The 19,283-nt window shown below is 39.9% G+C and carries 16 protein-coding genes; all 16 read left to right on the top strand.

The window, feature by feature from the left end:
- The first annotated feature begins 2 nt into the window (after nt 1-2).
- The 16 genes from MKY06_RS21285 to MKY06_RS21210 all read left to right on the top strand — a co-directional run bounded on the left by MKY06_RS21285 (nt 3) and on the right by MKY06_RS21210 (nt 19,105).
- Nucleotides 3-1,046, top strand: coding sequence for a protein-glutamate methylesterase/protein-glutamine glutaminase (locus tag MKY06_RS21285; RefSeq protein WP_098279087.1), 1,044 nt, complete (start codon nt 3-5; stop codon nt 1,044-1,046).
- A 14-nt stretch (nt 1,047-1,060) separates the two neighbouring features.
- Complete coding sequence (locus MKY06_RS21280) at nt 1,061-3,040, top strand: chemotaxis protein CheA (RefSeq protein WP_098279088.1); 1,980 nt, start codon at nt 1,061-1,063, stop codon at nt 3,038-3,040.
- A gap of 30 nt (nt 3,041-3,070) precedes the next feature.
- Nucleotides 3,071-3,499, top strand: coding sequence for a chemotaxis protein CheW (locus MKY06_RS21275; RefSeq protein WP_013058854.1), 429 nt, complete (start codon nt 3,071-3,073; stop codon nt 3,497-3,499).
- 50 nt (nt 3,500-3,549) lie between these two features.
- Nucleotides 3,550-4,044 carry a chemotaxis protein CheD gene (locus tag MKY06_RS21270; RefSeq protein ID WP_013058853.1) on the top strand — a complete coding sequence of 165 codons (495 nt, stop codon included), beginning with the start codon at nt 3,550-3,552 and terminating at the stop codon, nt 4,042-4,044.
- Nucleotides 4,045-4,093: 49 nt separating this feature from the next.
- Entirely contained in the window at nt 4,094-4,855 is a 762-nt protein-coding gene (locus tag MKY06_RS21265; protein ID WP_013058852.1) for a FliA/WhiG family RNA polymerase sigma factor, read from the top strand.
- A gap of 15 nt (nt 4,856-4,870) precedes the next feature.
- Nucleotides 4,871-5,398 carry a hypothetical protein gene (locus MKY06_RS21260; protein ID WP_098279089.1) on the top strand — a complete coding sequence of 176 codons (528 nt, stop codon included), beginning with the start codon at nt 4,871-4,873 and terminating at the stop codon, nt 5,396-5,398.
- A gap of 158 nt (nt 5,399-5,556) precedes the next feature.
- The gene (rpsB, locus tag MKY06_RS21255) at nt 5,557-6,276 is read left to right on the top strand and encodes a 30S ribosomal protein S2 (protein ID WP_013058850.1); all 720 of its coding nucleotides are present in this window, start codon (nt 5,557-5,559) and stop codon (nt 6,274-6,276) included.
- A gap of 107 nt (nt 6,277-6,383) precedes the next feature.
- Nucleotides 6,384-7,265: a translation elongation factor Ts gene (gene tsf / locus MKY06_RS21250; RefSeq protein WP_013058849.1), complete on the top strand. Its 882-nt coding sequence runs from the start codon at nt 6,384-6,386 to the stop codon at nt 7,263-7,265.
- A 76-nt stretch (nt 7,266-7,341) separates the two neighbouring features.
- Nucleotides 7,342-8,064 carry a UMP kinase gene (gene pyrH, locus MKY06_RS21245; protein WP_013058848.1) on the top strand — a complete coding sequence of 241 codons (723 nt, stop codon included), beginning with the start codon at nt 7,342-7,344 and terminating at the stop codon, nt 8,062-8,064.
- Between the two features lie 2 nt (nt 8,065-8,066).
- Nucleotides 8,067-8,624, top strand: a complete 558-nt coding sequence (gene frr, locus MKY06_RS21240; RefSeq protein WP_013058847.1) for a ribosome recycling factor — start codon at nt 8,067-8,069, stop codon at nt 8,622-8,624.
- Between the two features lie 134 nt (nt 8,625-8,758).
- Nucleotides 8,759-9,541 (top strand): isoprenyl transferase, encoded by a 783-nt coding sequence (locus MKY06_RS21235; RefSeq protein WP_028410833.1) that lies wholly within the window; start codon nt 8,759-8,761, stop codon nt 9,539-9,541.
- Nucleotides 9,542-9,559: 18 nt separating this feature from the next.
- On the top strand, nt 9,560-10,351 hold the full coding sequence (locus MKY06_RS21230) for a phosphatidate cytidylyltransferase (protein WP_029320614.1): 792 nt from the start codon (nt 9,560-9,562) through the stop codon (nt 10,349-10,351).
- Between the two features lie 35 nt (nt 10,352-10,386).
- Nucleotides 10,387-11,535: a 1-deoxy-D-xylulose-5-phosphate reductoisomerase gene (gene dxr, locus MKY06_RS21225; protein ID WP_013058844.1), complete on the top strand. Its 1,149-nt coding sequence runs from the start codon at nt 10,387-10,389 to the stop codon at nt 11,533-11,535.
- A 78-nt stretch (nt 11,536-11,613) separates the two neighbouring features.
- Complete coding sequence (rseP, locus tag MKY06_RS21220; RefSeq protein WP_025750292.1) at nt 11,614-12,873, top strand: RIP metalloprotease RseP; 1,260 nt, start codon at nt 11,614-11,616, stop codon at nt 12,871-12,873.
- A 105-nt stretch (nt 12,874-12,978) separates the two neighbouring features.
- Entirely contained in the window at nt 12,979-14,676 is a 1,698-nt protein-coding gene (locus tag MKY06_RS21215) for a proline--tRNA ligase (protein ID WP_013058842.1), read from the top strand.
- Nucleotides 14,677-14,794: 118 nt separating this feature from the next.
- Complete coding sequence (locus tag MKY06_RS21210; RefSeq protein ID WP_013058841.1) at nt 14,795-19,105, top strand: PolC-type DNA polymerase III; 4,311 nt, start codon at nt 14,795-14,797, stop codon at nt 19,103-19,105.
- Nucleotides 19,106-19,283: the final 178 nt, after the last annotated feature.

Genomic DNA, 19,283 nt, shown 5'->3' with positions numbered 1-19,283 from the left:
GAGTGAATGAAATAAAGGTGCTTATTGTAGATGATTCTGCATTTATGCGAAAGCTAATCGGCGATTTTTTAGCATGTGACAGTCGTTTTCACGTTGTGGGTACCGCACGTAATGGTGAAGAAGGGTTGAAAAAAGCGCTCGAGCTGTCGCCAGACATTGTGACACTTGATATTGAAATGCCCAAAATGAATGGCTTAGATATGTTAAAACAGCTCATGCGCGTGAAGCCCCTTCCTGTTGTCATGTTATCGAGTACAACAATAGAAGGTGCTGAAAATACGCTGACCGCTATGCAGTACGGCGCAGTTGATTTTGTTGCTAAACCTTCGGGAGCTATTTCGCTGGACTTACATAAAGTGAAAGATGAGCTTATCTCTAAACTATTGCTTGCTAGTAAAGCCAACATATCTTCAAGCAGTCATCAGCACGCGCAAAACAGCAGTGTATATAACCTCCCGATGGGGACGAAAGTGAACAAAATGATTTGTATTGGCACTTCTACTGGAGGACCGCGTGCACTGCAAGAAGTATTATCAACTGTTTCAAAAGACATAAACGCACCTATTTTTATTGTGCAGCATATGCCGTCAAATTTTACAAAATCATTAGCAGCTAGATTAAATCAGCTGTCTGATATTGAAGTGAAAGAAGCAAAAGACAATGAAATCGTTCGCTCAGGATGTGCGTATATTGCGCCTGGAGGTTTTCATATGACGGTTGTAGAGAAAAAAGGACAGCTCAGCATTTGTTTAGATACTTCTTCACCTGTAAAGGGACATCGCCCCTCAGTGGATCGTTTGTTTCAGTCGATTAGTAAAATTTCAGGTTATCAAACGCTTGCCATTGTGTTGACGGGAATGGGGGCGGATGGAACGGAAGGCGTGATTGAGTTAAAGAAAAATAAAGATGTGCTTGTACTAGCTGAATCTGAGGAAACTGCTGTCATTTATGGGATGCCCAAATCAGCCGTTTCTACAAAACTTGTTGATTATATTGAACCGCTGAGAAACGTTGGAAGCTTTATTTCTCGCTACGCACAGAAATAGGAGGGGAAGTTACGATGGATATGAATCAATATCTAGAAGTGTTTATTGAAGAAAGCAGGGAACATCTTCAAAACGTTAATGACCAGCTAATACGTTTTGAAAAAAATACCGATGATCTTGGCTATGTAAACGAAATTTTTCGGTCTGCTCATACGTTAAAAGGTATGTCTGCAACAATGGGATTTGATGATTTAGCACAATTAACTCACAAAATGGAAAACGTGTTAGATGCTGTTCGAAATCACCAACTCGACGTTCATACGGAAGTTCTTGATGCTTTGTTTGAATCAGTCGATGCGCTAGAAATAATGGTTCAATCTATTTCTGAAGGCGGCGATGGTCAGCTTGATGTCAAATTGCTTGTTCAAAAGCTGCAGCGTATTGTAGCAGAGGAACCCGTAGCACAGCATGCAGCTTCTTCGATTGAGTACGATGAATTAGTACAAACGCTGCTCAGCCAAACAGCAGACCAAGGGTTTAACTCGTTTGAAATAACCGTACAGCTTGAACGCACCTGCTTATTAAAAGCTGCACGCGCTTATATGGTATTTGATGTGTTAGAGCAAGCAGGAGACGTTATTAAGTCAGCGCCAACTGTTCAAGATATCGAACAAGAAAAATTTGAATCGTCTTTTATCGTTATATTAGTAACAAACGAATCACAAGAAAAGCTGCAGGCGAGCCTCATGGAAGTCTCTGAAGTAGAAAGTGTGAAAATTGCTGCGGTCCCCGTGAAAAAGGAGACAGAAATGGAGGAGCTTGTTTCACCAGAAGTAGCAGCAGCGATACAGGAAGTTACTGTGTCAGCACCTTCTAAATCGCCTGTTGAAGAGAAAAGACAGCCCTCAAATAACAAGACGATTCGAGTTAATATTGACCGTTTGGACAGTCTCATGAACTTGTTTGAAGAACTAGTTATTGATAGAGGCAGGTTAGAACAAATATCAAAAGAATTGAATAATAGCGAATTAGACGAAACGGTAGAGCGGATGTCTCGTATTTCTGGAGATTTGCAAACGATTATTTTAAATATGCGTATGGTGCCTGTAGAAACCGTTTTTAATCGTTTTCCCCGTATGGTGAGACAGCTTTCAAAAGATTTAGGGAAACAAATTGAACTTCAAATTGTCGGAGCTGATACAGAGCTGGACCGGACCGTCATTGATGAAATTGGAGATCCGCTTGTTCACTTATTAAGAAATGCCGTTGACCACGGAATTGAAATGCCTCAAGCACGCTTAGAGAACGGAAAGAATGAAAAGGGAACGATTCGCCTTAAAGCTTATCATAGCGGAAATCATGTCTTTATTGATTTAGAAGATGACGGGGCGGGCATCAATCGTGAAAAGATACTGCAAAAAGCGTTAGATCGAGGAATTATTGATGAGAAAACAGCTGAAACGCTGACGGATAAACAAGTGTACGAGCTCATTTTCGCTTCGGGCTTTTCGACGGCTGAGCAAATTTCAGATGTTTCCGGACGAGGAGTAGGTTTAGATGTCGTGAAAAACACGATTGAATCGCTAGGGGGTTCTGTAACGATCGATTCTAACGAAGGATACGGTTCGCGTTTTTCTATTCAACTGCCGCTCACTCTGTCTATCATTTCTGCTTTACTCGTGCAAATGAGTGAAGAGCGCTATGCCTTGCCGCTTTCTTCGATTATTGAAACAGCTATTGTTCAGCCGAAAGAGGTCATGCATGTACACGGTCAAAAGGTTATTGACTTTCGAGGAGCCATTATTCCTCTTATTGATTTAAAAGAACTATTCACTGTGCCTAACTCAGTACAAGGCGCTCATTATTCAGTAGTCATCGTGAAAAAAGGAGAAAAGACCGCCGGGCTAATTGTTGATTCTTTTATCGGTCAGCAGGAAATTGTTTTAAAATCTTTAGGTCATTATCTGCCGGATGTGTTTGCTATTTCAGGAGCCACGATTTTAGGCGATGGACAAGTAGCACTTATCATTGATTGCAACGCTTTGATTAAATAACAAATGCTGTAAAAAGAAAGGGAGAAAGGCATGAAAATTATTGTGTTTCAATTGGGAGACGAGGAGTACGGAATCTCAGTAGAAGAAGTGCAGTCGATTGAAAAGATTCAGCACATAACACGTGTTCCTGGAGTAAAAAAATATGTAAAAGGTGTTATTAATCTTCGCGGTGTTATTACACCGATTATTGATTTGCGCACTCGTTTTAACTTGCAAGAACAGCTTAACCATGAGCTGACACGTATTATTATGGTTCGTCTTAATGATGTAGAAGCAGGTTTGATTGTCGATGCAGCAAATGATGTAGTGGATATTGATGAAAAAACGATTGCTTCAGTGCCTGAAACAGTTGAAGGAACAGCTGTAGAATACTTAAACGGAGTCGTTAAAGTAGATAGCCGTTTAATTGTTCTTCTAAATTTACCTAAAGTGCTCTCTTTAGAAGACCACCTCCAGTGAGCCAAACGAATAATGGATATCACGCTGAAGGTTCTAGGAGTTGAAGAATCGTGAGAGATGATAAACAAGTGATTAAGGTAGGAATTGCCGAGATGAATGTTACACATGCACCCGCAGTGCTTCGAACAGCGGGATTAGGATCATGTGTAGGAGTTGTCGTTTATGACTCTATTCACTCAGTAGCTGGGCTCGCTCATGTGATGCTTCCGGATTCAAGCGGGGCTAAATGTCCTTTTAATAGAGCTAAATATGCAGATACAGCCATTTTTGATTTGATAAATATGTTGATTAAACAAGGCGCACATAGAAAGTTGTTAAAAGCAAAAATAGCAGGAGGCGCGCAGATGTTTCAATTTGAACCAAGAAATGATGTCATGCGAATTGGCCTTCGAAATGTTCAAGCAGTAGAGAGAGAGCTGCATAGAAACAATGTAGAAATTGCAGCAAAAGCTACAGGAGGACACAACGGACGCACAATTGAATTTGATCCTCAAACGGCTATTTTAAAGGTTCGTACGATTAACGAAGGGATAAAAACGATATAAAGCGCGCTCTGACCGTTTAATAGCGCTATAAAAAGGAGTTGAAAGACCCTTGGAAAGTATACAAGAAGTTGAAGAACATAAAATTTGGCAGGAATGGATAGAGACGAGAGACTCACATGCAGGAAACATGCTTGTTAAAAAGTACATGCCGCTTGTTAACTATCACGTTCAGCGGATTAGCGTGGGGCTGCCAAAGAATATTCATAAAGAAGAGCTTCGTAGTTTAGGGTTAATCGGCCTTTACGATGCTTTGGAAAAGTTTGATTACGGTAGAGACTTAAAGTTTGATACATATGCGTCTTTTCGAATTCGAGGGGCGATAATAGACGGGCTTCGTAAAGAAGATTGGTTATCAAGAAGCGCAAGGGAAAAGACGAAAAGGATTGAGCAAGCAACAGAAGCACTTGAACAAAGATACTTGCGCAGAGTTGCACCAAGTGAGGTTGCAAAAGAAGTAGGCATGACAGAAGCAGATGTCGTTCATACGATGAACGAAGGCTTCTTAGCTAACGTGTTGTCAATGGAAGAACAGCCGAAAGAGTATGAAGATGGAGAGCAAAAATATACGATTAAAGATGAAAAAACGCTCTCTCCTGAAGAGGAGCTAATTAACGACGAACGATATCAAGAGCTTGCTGAAGTTATCGAGCAGCTAAATGAAAAAGAGCAGCTCGTTGTTTCATTATTCTATAAAGAAGAGTTGACTTTCACAGAAATCGCACAGCTGTTAGGGCTATCTACTTCACGTATTTCTCAAATTCATTCGAAAGCGCTGTTTAAAATGCGTACGAGCTTAAGCAAAATAATTTAACAAAGAGGTAAAAAGATGGGGTTTTTACTCGCAGTTAGTTTTTTAATTCATGGTCTATCACTGTTTTGCATTATTCTTTTATATATGCAAGTGACCAAAGTGAAAAGGATTGAACGCTTGCACCAGCAAAATATAAATAAAATGGAAGCTGCGATGAGTTCATATCTAGCTGAATTTCAGGAACAAAACGAGCAGTTTTTAAGGCAGCTTCGAGAGCGTTCCACTTCGCTTTCTTCGGAAGTGGAAAAAAGCAGCGTAAAATCACCTTTGGTAGATGAAGAAGACGTGCCTGTTAAAAGGGTGGATCTAAAAAGTGAGCCTTCCCAGTCGCTACATGAACTTCTTTCTATAGAAGAAAATCAGAAGCATATACACACATCTTTTGACGAATTAACTACAGACCAAATTCAAGATTTGTCAAGTGAAGAGATAAAAGAATTTTCCGTTTATTTAAAAAGAAAAGGTTTAACAATCGAAGAAATTGCAAAACATTTACACAGAGGGAAAACTGAAATTGAATTATTATTGAAATTTCATCAATAAACTTAATGAAACGCTTGCTTGTGAAAAAGGAGTGTGCTATATTTGTTTTTGGTGTTATTACACACGCTTGTTGATTCGGTTGATGGTGCTACTTTTTGTAGTTTCGGCTGAAGATGAAATGAGCGGAGGAGACTTAAAACCATTAGGAGGAAAAACACATGTCAGTAATTTCAATGAAACAATTACTAGAAGCTGGTGTACATTTCGGTCACCAAACTCGCCGTTGGAACCCAAAGATGAAGAAATACATCTTCACTGAGCGTAACGGCATCTACATTATCGATCTTCAAAAAACAGTTAAGAAAGTAGAAGAAGCGTACAAATTCGTTAAAGAATTAGCTGCAGACGGCGGTACTGTTTTATTCGTAGGTACGAAAAAACAAGCTCAAGATTCTGTTAAAGAAGAAGCAGCTCGCGCTGGTATGTACTTTGTTAACCAACGTTGGTTAGGTGGTACATTAACTAACTTCTCAACTATCCAAAAACGTATCAAACGTTTAAAAGATATCGAAAAAATGCAAGAAGACGGTACTTTCGAAGTATTACCTAAGAAAGAAGTAGTTCAACTTAAAAAAGAGTTAGAGCGTCTTGAAAAATTCTTAGGCGGCATTAAAGATATGAAACAACTTCCAGATGCATTATTCATCATTGACCCTCGTAAAGAGCGTATTGCAGTAGCGGAAGCTAAAAAATTACACATTCCAATCGTTGGTATCGTAGACACTAACTGTGATCCAGACGAAATTGATTATGTAATCCCTGCAAACGATGATGCAATTCGTGCTGTTAAACTTTTAACTTCTAAAGTTGCTGATGCTATTTTAGAAGCTAAACAAGGTGAAGAAACAGCAGTTGAAACTGAAACAACTACTGCTTAATTCCGTGAAAGGTGATAAGAGGGAATAGCCTTTTATCACCTTTTTTTGAAAAGATTTAACCCATTTATATACATTAATTACATACCCAAACAAGGAGGCTACACATTATGGCAATTACTGCTCAAATGGTAAAAGAACTACGTGAAAAAACTGGCGCTGGTATGATGGATTGTAAAAAAGCGTTAACTGAAACTAACGGTGATATGGAGCAAGCAATCGATTTCTTACGTGAAAAAGGTATTGCAAAAGCTGCTAAAAAATCAGACCGTATTGCTGCTGAAGGTCTAACTTACATCGAAACTCAAGGTAACGAAGCTGTTATCCTAGAAGTTAACTCTGAAACTGATTTCGTTGCGAAAAACGAAGGTTTCCAAAAATTAACAAAAGAATTAGCTGCTCACATCTTAGCTAACAAACCAGCTGACGCTGCTGAAGCTGCTACTCAAAAAATGGAAAACGGTGCAACTGTTGAAGAACACATCAACTCTGCAATCGCTACAATCGGAGAAAAATTATCTCTACGTCGTTTCGCTGTAGCAACAAAAACTGATGCTGATGCATTCGGTGCTTACCTACATGCTGGCGGACGTATCGGTGTGTTAACAGTATTATCTGGTACAACTGAAGAAGCTGTTGCAAAAGACGTTGCTATGCACATCGCTGCAATCAACCCTAAATACATCTCTCGTGACCAAGTTTCTGCTGAAGAAACTGAGCGTGAGCGCGAAGTATTAACTCAACAAGCATTAAACGAAGGCAAACCAGAAAAAATCGTTGCAAAAATGGTTGAAGGTCGCCTTGGCAAATTCTTCGAAGATATTTGCTTACTAGATCAAACATTTGTTAAAAATCCTGATCAAAAAGTACGTCAGTTCGTTGAGAGCAAAGGCGCTACTGTTGAAAGCTTCGTTCGTTTTGAAGTAGGAGAAGGTATTGAGAAGCGTCAAGACAACTTCGCTGAAGAAGTAATGAACCAAGTTAAAAAGTAAGGGTTTGACCGTATAGGGAACACTGTGTGTTCCCTTTTTTACAAAAGAGATCTCACCGTTAACGATGGAGGTAAGCATGAGTCAAGCAAAATATAATCGTATCGTATTAAAGTTAAGTGGAGAAGCATTAGCTGGTGAAGAGGGTTTTGGTATTAACCCATCCATCATCAAATCTGTTGCTGAACAAGTAAAAGCCGTTTATGAATTAGGTGTGGAAATTGCTGTAGTCGTTGGTGGTGGAAACATTTGGCGTGGTAAAATTGGCAGTGAAATGGGTATGGATCGTGCCGCTGCTGATTATATGGGAATGCTAGCAACAGTAATGAACTCTTTGGCTCTTCAAGATAGCTTAGAGAACATTGGTGTGCAAACACGAGTTCAGACTTCTATCGAGATGAGACAAGTAGCAGAGCCTTATATTAGAAGAAAAGCTGTTCGTCATCTTGAGAAAAAACGCGTTGTTATTTTCGCCGCGGGTACAGGAAACCCTTATTTCTCTACAGATACAACAGCAGCTTTGCGTGCAGCTGAAATCGAAGCTGACGTGATCTTAATGGCTAAAAACAACGTAGATGGTGTTTATAATGCAGATCCTAAGCTTGTACCTGATGCTGTAAAATACGAAACATTAACGTATATTGATGTTTTAAAAGATGGACTAGCTGTCATGGATTCTACAGCTTCTTCATTATGTATGGACAATGATATTCCGCTAATTGTTTTTTCAATTACGGAAGAAGGCAATATTAAACGTGCCGTTACAGGCGAAAACATTGGAACAATTGTAAAGGGGAAATAAACATGCCAAAACAAGTGTTGCAAAACGCAAAAGAAAGAATGGAAAAAGCAATTCAATCATTTAGCCGCGAACTAGCATCAATTCGTGCTGGACGTGCAAGCGCGTCACTTCTTGACCGCGTAACGGTAGAATACTACGGTGCACCAACACCAATTAACCAATTGGCGCAAGTAAGCGTGCCTGAAGCTCGTATGCTTGTTATTCAGCCTTATGACAAATCACAAATTGGTGAAGTTGAAAAAGCTATTTTAAAATCTGACTTAGGGTTAACACCTACAAGCGATGGAACTATTATCCGTTTATCGATTCCTGCTTTAACGGAAGAACGTCGTCGTGAGTTAGTGAAAATGGTGAAAAAATATGCTGAAGAAGCAAAAGTTGCGGTTCGTAACGTACGCCGTGATGCAAACGATGATTTCAAAAAGTTAGAGAAAAAAGGTGAAATTACTGAAGACGATTTACGCGGCTACAGTGATGACATTCAAAAACTAACAGATGACCATATCGTAAAAGTGGATAAAGTGGCGAAAGATAAAGAAGAAGAAATTATGGCAGTTTAAGTCATTTCAAGGTAAAATATATTGTAAAAGACCCTCTATTGTTTACAGGGGGTTTTTTTGTTAATAATGTGTAGTAAGAAAAAACTCACATAAGCCACACGTTTATGTGAGAGCGTACAACGGGGGACCTTTGCATGTTAAGAAAATTTCAAGCATGGAAGAAAAGTCAAGATTTAAATACACTGTCTTTGTCAGAACGAAAAGATCAAGTGAAACAGCACCCTGTTCCTGAACATATTGCAATTATTATGGATGGGAACGGTCGTTGGGCGCAAAAACGAGCTCTTCCTCGCATGATGGGCCATCATGAAGGAATGAAGGTAGTGCGTCATGTGACCAGATTGGCCAATGAATTAGGTGTTAAAGTATTAACTTTATATGCATTTTCCACTGAAAATTGGAAGCGCCCCAAAACTGAAGTCGAGTTTTTAATGAAACTGCCAGAGGAATTTTTAACAACCTTTCTGCCTGAGCTAATTGAAAAAAATGTGCAAGTTCGTATTATGGGGGATAAAAGTGAGCTCCCTGCCCATACGATTCGAGCCGTGGATAACGCAATTGAAAAAACAAAGCATAACACAGGGCTGATTTTAAACTTCGCGCTCAATTACGGTAGCCGTCACGAAATCATGGGCGCTATTCAGTCATTGGTAGAAGATGTAGAACAGGGAAAAGTAGCTTCCTCTTCTATTTCAGAAAATTTATTTTCTTCCTATTTAATGAGCAAAAGCCTTCCAGATCCGGATTTGCTTATTCGTACAAGCGGTGAGCTTCGCTTAAGTAATTTTATGCTTTGGCAGCTAGCTTACACAGAGTTTTGGTTTACAGAAGTATTATGGCCAGATTTTAAAGAAAATCATTTAATCGAAGCAGTCGAGGCGTTTCAAAAGCGCGGTCGTCGCTTTGGTGGTGTATAAGAAGGTGTGGAAAACAAGATGAAACAGCGCATTATCACCGCGATTGTAGCACTTGCGGTATTTGTGCCGATTGTTTTAATTGGAGGGTTACCTTTTACCCTTATCATGTATGTAATCGGAACAGTTGGTGTAATTGAGCTTTTAAAAATGAAACATTTGAAAGCAATGTCTTTTCCAAGTATCATTAGTTTATTGCTAACCTGGGTGTTTTTACTACCAAATGGAAGAGATGTTGCATTTCAATTCTTAAGTGAACATAAGATAGAAGTAGCGCTTGCTGCTGTCCTTCTTTTATTAATGTACACGGTTATAGTTAAAAATAAATTTACCTTCGATGACGTTGGGTTTATTTTGTTAACGACAGTATATGTTGGCTTTGGCTTTCATTATTTTATCGAGGTTCGTCAAGAGTTCGGGTTAGCTTATTTGTTCTTTGCTTTTCTTATTATTTGGGCGACGGATTCCGGAGCTTATTTTATTGGACGAGCAATGGGGAAACGAAAGCTATGGCCGGAAATCAGTCCCAATAAAACAATTGAAGGTTTTGTTGGTGGCGTCGTATGCGCTATTATAGTAGCTATTGTATTTAAGCTGTTAGCAAATATTGATCAAACTATGATCGAACTACTTGTAATTGGTATTATCGTATCGTTATTTGGACAGATGGGTGATCTTGTACAATCAGCGTTCAAACGTCACTATGGTGTAAAAGATTCAGGAAAGATTTTACCGGGTCATGGTGGGATTTTAGACCGTTTTGACAGTTTAATGTTCATCATGCCAATTTTAGCTTTTTTATTATCTCTATAAAAAAGATGTCTTTGTTTTAATAGGAGTGAATATACTTGAAGAAAATTTCCTTGTTAGGAGCTACAGGTTCAATTGGTACTCAAACCGTTGATATTGTTCGAGCGCATCCGGAGCATTTTGAGCTCTCAGCAATCTCTGTAGGTCGAAATATTAATGAAGCAAGAAAGATTATTCAGCAGTGTAAGCCAGCCCTTGTTTCTGTGATGAAGAAAGAAGATTGTCTGTCACTGCAAGCGGAATTCCCTTCTATTCGATTTGTTTATGGAGAAGAAGGGCTTGTGGAAGTGGCAACTCATCCATCCACAGAAGTTTTAGTAAATGCTGTTCTTGGAAGTGTAGGGTTAACTCCTACGCTAGAAGCAATCAAAATGAGAAAAACGATTGCTATTGCAAATAAGGAGACACTTGTTACCGCTGGTCACCTTGTCATGGAAGCAGCCAAGGAATATGGCGCTGATATTTTACCGGTAGACAGTGAGCACTCAGCTATTTTTCAAAGTTTGCAAGGGCAAGATCAAAAAGCAATAGACCGTTTAATTTTAACGGCTTCTGGAGGGAGCTTTCGAGATAAGACGAGAGCAGAACTACAGGGAGTAACGGTTGAAGATGCGTTAAATCATCCAAACTGGTCAATGGGAGCTAAAATTACAATTGATTCGGCAACGATGATGAATAAGGGACTAGAAGTGATTGAAGCACATTGGCTTTTTGATCTTCCCTATGAGAAAATTGATGTATTGTTACATAAGGAAAGCATCATTCATTCTATGGTAGAGTATTCTGATACAAGCGTTATTGCTCAGCTTGGAACGCCTGATATGCGCGTGCCAATTCAATACGCGTTAACGTATCCAAAACGCATGTCTTTGCCCAATACCAAGCGTTTAAGTTTGGCGGATATTGGCCAGCTTCACTTCGCTAAAATGGATGAAGAGCGTTTTCGCTGTTTAGCTTTTGCATTTGAGGCTGGCAAAGCGGGTGGAACACTTCCGACTGTTTTAAATGCAGCTAATGAAGAAGCTGTTCAAGCCTTTCTAGATGGTCACATTACATTTTTACAAATTGAAGATGTGATTGAAAAAGCAATGAATGAACATACTGTAATACAGAAACCTTGTTTATCTACTATTAAAGAAGTAGATTTAGAAGCAAGAGAGTTTGTTAGATCCGCCATCTCTCGATAATGTGCGTGCGAGAGAAGCCACTCATTTATTTCTGGTGGGTGGAGGTTTGACTCTATTACATGAAGGGGGTAATACCCATTGAACACAGTCATTGCGTTTGTCGTCATTTTTGGAGCTCTTGTATTCTTTCATGAGCTTGGTCATTTAGTTTTTGCAAAGCGTGCAGGCATCTTATGCCGTGAGTTTGCCATTGGGTTTGGTCCCAAAATCTTTTCATTTAAACGAGATGAAACAGTTTATACCATTCGATTGCTGCCTCTAGGTGGATTTGTTCGAATGGCTGGAGAAGACCCAGAAATGATCGAAGTTAAGCCTGGTCAAATGGTGGGCCTCATGTTTGATAAGGAAGGCAAAGTAAATAAAGTCATTATTAACAACAAGGAACAGCATCCAAATGCAAAAGTTATTGAGGTAGAGCAAGCAGACTTAGAGCATAATCTATTTATTTCAGGTTATGAAGAAGGTGAAGATGAACGTCTGCAAAAATTCGAGGTAGCAGAAGAATCTTACTTCGTTATGGACGGAGAAGAAATTCAAATTGCACCTTACAGCCGTCAGTTTGCTTCCAAAACTCTTGGTCAGCGTGCGCTAGCCATTTTCGCTGGTCCGCTAATGAACTTTATATTAGCCTTTGTTATTTTTATCGTTCTTGGGATTTCTCAAGGATATGTTGTTGACAAACCCGTGATGGGCAAATTAACATCAGATGGAGTAGCCGTTGATGCGGGACTTAAACAAGGAGATAAAGTTCAAGCAATTGATGGACAAAGTGTTTCAACGTGGGATGATGTCGTAAAAGTAATTCAAAAACATCCTGAACAGCAAATTACATTCACGGTTCAGCGCGGCGGCAAAACGCTAGATATTCCGATTACACCTGAAAGTCGCAAAGTTGGGGAACAGACAATTGGACTAATTGGCGTATATGCACCGGTTGAAAAGTCATTCATTGGTTCGATCACGCACGGAGCTACTGAAACATATACGTGGATGAAAGAAATCTTAACGGGTCTAGGGAAGCTTGTGACAGGACAGTTCAAATTGGATATGCTTTCTGGTCCTGTAGGTATTTACGCAGCAACCGATCAAGTAGCACAGTCAGGCATTTATTATTTAATGAAATGGGCAGCCGTTTTAAGTATTAACTTAGGGATTGTCAATTTGCTTCCACTTCCTGCTTTAGATGGAGGACGACTATTGTTCTTCGCTGTAGAAGGAATTCGCGGTAAGCCAATTGATCGTCAAAAAGAAGGCATTGTTCATTTTATCGGTTTTGCTTTATTAATGCTGCTGATGCTCGTTGTAACGTGGAACGATATTCAAAAGTTCTTTTTATAAGACATACGCTCAGCGAGGGATATTCCCTCGCTGATTATATGAAAATTGCGGCATGGTCCGCCTAAAAAAAATAAGATAGAGAAGTAAGCAAAGAGGTGCGAGGTTATGAGACAAAGTTCTACATTGATTCCTACATTAAGAGAAGTGCCAGCTGATGCGGATATAAAAAGCCATCAGCTTCTATTGCGCGCAGGTTATATGCGCCAAAATGCAAGCGGCGTGTACAGCTTTTTACCGCTTGGTAAGCGCGTATTGCAAAAAGTTGAACAAATTGTTCGTGAAGAGATGGACCGTGCAGGTTCTGTCGAATTATTAATGCCTGCTTTACAACAAGCTGAATTGTGGCAAGAGTCTGGCCGCTGGTATTCATATGGACCTGAGTTAATGCGTATGAAAGATCGTCACGGCCGTGAATTTGCTTTGGGAGCAACACACGAAGAAGTTATCACAAGCTTGCTTCGTGACGAAGTGAAGTCATACAAACGTTTACCGCTGAATTTATATCAAATTCAAACGAAGTTCCGCGATGAAAAACGTCCACGCTTTGGCTTATTACGCGGTCGTGAATTTATTATGAAAGATGCATATTCGTTTCATGCTTCTCAAGAAAGTTTAGATGAAGTATATGACAAAATGTTTGCTGCCTACAGCCGCATCTTTGAGCGCTGCGGATTAAATTTCCGTGCGGTTATCGCTGATTCAGGTGCAATGGGCGGAAAAGATACGCATGAATTTATGGTTCTTTCTGAAATCGGGGAAGATACAATTGCTTATTCAGATACATCTTCTTATGCAGCAAATGTTGAAATGGCACCGGTTGTAAATACGTATGAAAAATCAGGTGAAGCTGAAAAAGAATTAACAAAGGTAGAAACACCAAATCAGCATAGCATTGAAGACGTAGCTGCTTTCTTAAATGTTGAAGCGACTTCTTGTATCAAGTCCCTTTTATTTAAAGTAGATGATCGTTTTGTGCTTGTACTTGTTCGCGGGGATCACGAAGTAAACGATATTAAAGTGAAAAACTATTTTGAAGCTTCCGTTGTTGAACTGGCAACTCCAGAAGAAACAAAAGAAGTATTAAAATGCGCAGTTGGTTCAGTAGGACCGATTGGAGTAAGTGATTCAGTAGAAGTGGTAGCTGATCATGCTGTAAAAGCAATTGCTAACGGTGTATGCGGAGCAAATGAAGAAGGTTATCACTACACAAATGTGAATGAACGTAACTTTAATGCAACTTACGAAGATTTCCGCTTCATCCAAGAAGGGGATCAGTCACCGGATGGACAAGGCGTTATTAAGTTCGCTAAAGGTATTGAAGTCGGACACGTCTTTAAGCTAGGAACTCGCTACAGTGAAGCGATGGGAGCAACGTATCTAGATGAGAACGGACGCAACCAGCCAATGATTATGGGCTGCTATGGTATTGGTGTTTCTCGTACAGTAGCTGCGATTGCAGAACAATTTAATGATGAGAACGGTCTTCTATGGCCAGAAGCTGTTACGCCTTATCAAGTGCACGTTATTCCAGTTAACGTGAAAAATGATGAACAGCGTGAACTAGGTGAGAAATTATATAATGAGTTATTAGATAATCGCTTTGAAGTGCTGTTAGATGACCGCCAAGAGCGTGCAGGAGTAAAATTTGCAGATTCAGATTTAATTGGTCTTCCTGTTCGAGTAACAGTTGGTAAACGTGCATCTGAAGGGATTGTAGAAGTAAAAGTACGCAAAACTGGGGAGTCATTAGAAGTGTCAGTTGACAATCTAGTTTCAACAGTGAAAGAACTGCTAGCGAAGTAATGAAGCAGCGGGGATTTGTATCCCTGCTGTTTTTATGTTTATAAACAGAACATATGACAGAATAGAAGTCATTTATGTTAAAATAGATTGCACTCATTTATAAAAGGAGGCAGAAAACTTGGAAGCACAAACGCTAGGAAAAAAAGAGCGTTTTAAGTTGCTGCTGCAGCAGTTAGAGCTGACGAGTGATCAAATTGTTCCTTACTTTGAAAACGCAGCGATTGAAAAGCTCGTCATTCAGAAAGAACAAAAAAGATGGCATTTCCATTTTTCTTTAGAAGGGTTATTACCTTTTGAGATTTATGAGTTATTCCATGCTCGCATGTCTTCAGCTTTTTCTCATATTGCGAGTGTTTCTTTTTCTATTCAAACCGTTAATAAAGAATGTACGGAAGAGCATGTACAGTCATATTGGAAGCATTGTATTGGAGAAATGCAGGGCATATCTCCCCTTTTACAGTCGCTTTTACAAGATCAAATGCCGAGATTGAACGGTGCCAAATTGATTGTGAACGCACGCCATGATGCAGAAGGAACGGCTTTACGTAAAAAGTATAGTCAGTTAATTGCTGATCAGTATGCGTCCTATGGGTTTCCGAACCTTCAGCTAATGACGGAAGTTGTACATTCAGAAGAAGCATTTCAGCAGTTTGTAGAGCAACGAAAACAAGAAGATACAGAAAAAGTATTACAAGCCATCACAGAAATGCAAAATAAAGAAAATGAAAAAAGTGATGGACCAGACCTACCAAAAGGTCCGCTTACAATTGGATATACGATTAAAGACGAGACGGTTCGCCTGGATTCCATTGTGGATGAAGAAAAGCGAATTGCCGTTGAAGGATACGTATTTGATGCAGAAACTAGAGAATTACGAAGCGGACGTACGCTTCTTATTTTTAAAGTGACAGATTATACAAACTCTATTATGGTTAAAATGTTTTCGCGTGACAAAGAAGATATTCCTTTACTTCAAGCTATTAAAAAAGGAATGTGGGTAAAGGTTCGCGGAAGTGTACAAAATGATACATTTGTCCGTGATCTAGTTATGATTGGAAATGATGTTAACGAGATTACCGGTCCCGCTAGACAGGATACAGCGCCTGAAGATGAAAAGCGTGTGGAACTTCACTTGCATACGCCAATGAGTCAAATGGATGCCGTTTCATCTGTTGGAGCTTTAGTCGGACAAGCCAAAAAATGGGGACATCCGGCTGTAGCGATAACTGATCACGCGGTTGCACAGTCGTTTCCTGAAGCGTATGGAGCCGGGAAAAAGAACGGCATTAAAATACTGTACGGAGTGGAAGTCAATTTAGTAGACGACGGCGTGCCGATTGCCTATAATCCGCAGCATGTGGATTTGACAGAAGCAACTTACGTCGTATTTGACGTCGAAACAACCGGTTTGTCAGCCGTGTACGATACCATTATTGAACTTGCTGCCGTGAAGATGAAAGAAGGCGAAATCATCGATCGATTTGAACGGTTTGCAAATCCTCATCATCCTCTGTCTGCAACAACAATTGAGCTGACGGGTATTACAGATGATATGGTCCAAAATGCGCCTGAAATCTCAGAAGTACTTCGGGATTTTCACGAGTGGATGGGCGACAGTATTTTAGTCGCTCATAATGCAAGCTTTGATATGGGATTTTTAAATATGGGACTGCAAAAAATCGGATTAGAAAAAGCAGCTAACGGCGTTATTGATACGCTTGAACTCGGAAGATTTTTGTATCCGCATATGAAAAACCATCGTTTAAATACTCTTGCGAAAAAGTTTGATATTGAACTTGTGCAGCATCACCGCGCGATTTATGATGCGGAAACAACCGGCTATTTGTTAAATAAAATGCTGAAAGATGCATTTGAACGCGAAATTACGATGCACGATCGCTTAAATGATTATATGGGAGAAGGGAATGCATATCAGCGGGCCCGTCCTTATCATGCGACGCTTTTAGCACAAAACGACGTAGGTTTAAAAAATCTATTTAAACTCGTTTCGATTTCTCATTTAAATTACTTTTATCGAGTTCCGCGAATTCCAAGATCTCAGCTCGACAAATATCGAGAAGGCATCTTGATTGGAACCGCATGTGACCGAGGCGAAGTATTCGAAGGCATGATGCAAAAAGGAATTGATGAAGTAGAAGGAGCAGCTGAATTTTATGATTACATCGAAGTGCAGCCTCCTGACAACTACAAGCACTTAATTGAACTGGATTTAGTGCGAGATGAGAAAGCCTTAAAAGATATTATCAGCAATATTGTGAAGCTCGGTGAAAAGATTGGAAAGCCGGTTGTAGCAACAGGAAATGTTCACTATCTCAATCCGGAAGACAAAATTTACCGAAAAATTTTAATTGGTTCACAAGGCGGGGCTAACCCGTTAAACCGTCACCAGCTGCCGGATGTTCATTTTAGATCAACGGATGAGATGCTGAATTGTTTTTCATTTTTAGACGGGGACAAAGCGAAAGAAATTGTTGTTCATAATACGCAAAAAATAGCGGATATGATTGACGATATTAAACCAATTAAAGATGATTTATATACACCAAAAATTGAAGGTGCAGACGAAGAAATGCGTGAAATGAGCTATGCGATGGCACGCAGCATCTACGGTGAAGAGCTGCCTGAAGTAGTAGAAGCTCGCCTAGAGAAAGAGTTGAAAAGTATTATCGGCCACGGGTTTGCCGTTATTTACTTGATCTCGCATAAACTCGTTAAAAAATCCTTGAATGATGGTTACTTAGTTGGTTCACGTGGTTCCGTAGGGTCTTCATTCGTTGCGACGATGACGGAAATTACAGAAGTAAACCCACTGCCGCCGCATTATGTTTGTCCAAAATGTAAGAAATCCGAGTTTTTTAATGACGGTTCCGTTGGTTCTGGATTCGACTTGCCGGATAAAAGCTGTGAAGATTGTGGCGTACCATTTATTAAAGACGGACACGATATTCCGTTTGAAACGTTCTTAGGATTCAAAGGAGATAAAGTTCCTGATATCGATTTGAACTTCTCCGGAGAGTATCAGCCGCGAGCTCATAACTATACAAAAGTACTGTTTGGACAAGATAATGTATACCGCGCGGGAACAATCGGTACAGTAGCCGAAAAAACAGCTTATGGCTATGTCAAAGGCTATGCCGGTGACCGTGATTTACATTTACGAAACGCAGAAGTGGATCGTTTAGTAGCAGGATGTACGGGCGTAAAACGTACAACGGGTCAGCATCCAGGGGGGATTATCGTTGTACCGGACTATATGGATATTTTCGATTTTTCACCGATCCAGTTTCCAGCTGACGACCGCAATTCCGAATGGAGAACAACTCATTTTGACTTCCATTCGATTCATGATAATTTATTAAAACTTGATATACTCGGACACGATGATCCGACCGTGATTCGCATGCTTCAAGATTTAAGTGGAATTGATCCAAAAACGATTCCGACGGATGATCCTGAAGTGATGAAAATTTTTAGCGGAACGGAATCACTTGGCGTAACAGAAGAGCAAATTATGTGTAAAACAGGAACGCTTGGCATACCTGAATTTGGAACGCGCTTTGTGCGTCAAATGTTAGAAGATACGAAGCCAACGACGTTTTCAGAGCTTGTTCAAATCTCGGGACTGTCTCACGGGACGGACGTATGGCTTGGTAATGCGCAGGAGCTAATTCGCAATGATATTTGCAACTTAAGTGAAGTAATCGGCTGTCGTGATGATATTATGGTTTATTTAATTTATCAAGGTCTTGAACCGTCACTTGCCTTTAAAATTATGGAGTCTGTGCGTAAAGGGAAAGGGCTAACACCTGAATTTGAAGAAGAAATGATCAAAAATGGTGTACCGGACTGGTATATTGATTCCTGTAAAAAGATCAAGTACATGTTCCCTAAAGCCCATGCCGCTGCTTATGTATTGATGGCCGTGCGTATTGCTTACTTTAAAGTGCATCACGCGCTTCTTTATTACGCAGCGTACTTTACGGTTCGTGCAGATGACTTTGATATTGATACGATGATTAAAGGCTCAACTGCCATTCGAGCGAAGATGGAAGAAATCAACGCTAAAGGTTTAGATGCATCTCCTAAAGAGAAAAACTTATTAACAGTGCTTGAGCTTTCTTTAGAAATGTGCGAACGAGGCTATTCGTTTAAAAAAGTAGATTTATATAAATCAAGCGCAGATGAATTTTTAATTGACGGCACGTCTTTAGTGCCACCGTTTAATGCCATTCCCGGTCTGGGTACAAATGCAGCGCTGAATATTGTAAAAGCTCGTGAAACAGGAGAGTTTTTATCGAAAGAAGACTTGCAGCAGCGAGGCAAAGTATCGAAGACGATTTTAGAGTATCTAGACAACCATGGATGCCTTGAATCATTACCTGATCAGAACCAGCTTTCTCTTTTCTAACATTTGCATAAAATAAGCGGTTATGATATAGTAATTGTGGAAATGCTAAGGATACGGACGAGAAAGAGTGGGGAAACCCGCTCTTTCTTATTGATATGAACTTACTGACATAGTAAGTAGTATGGAGAACGAATCGGCTTCTAGCATGATTCGTTTTTTCTGTAGATTTTCAATCACC

This window comes from Priestia sp. FSL P4-0332, from assembly GCF_038005845.1.
Classification (GTDB): domain Bacteria; phylum Bacillota; class Bacilli; order Bacillales; family Bacillaceae_H; genus Priestia.
This window is presented reverse-complemented; position numbering and strand designations above follow the sequence as displayed.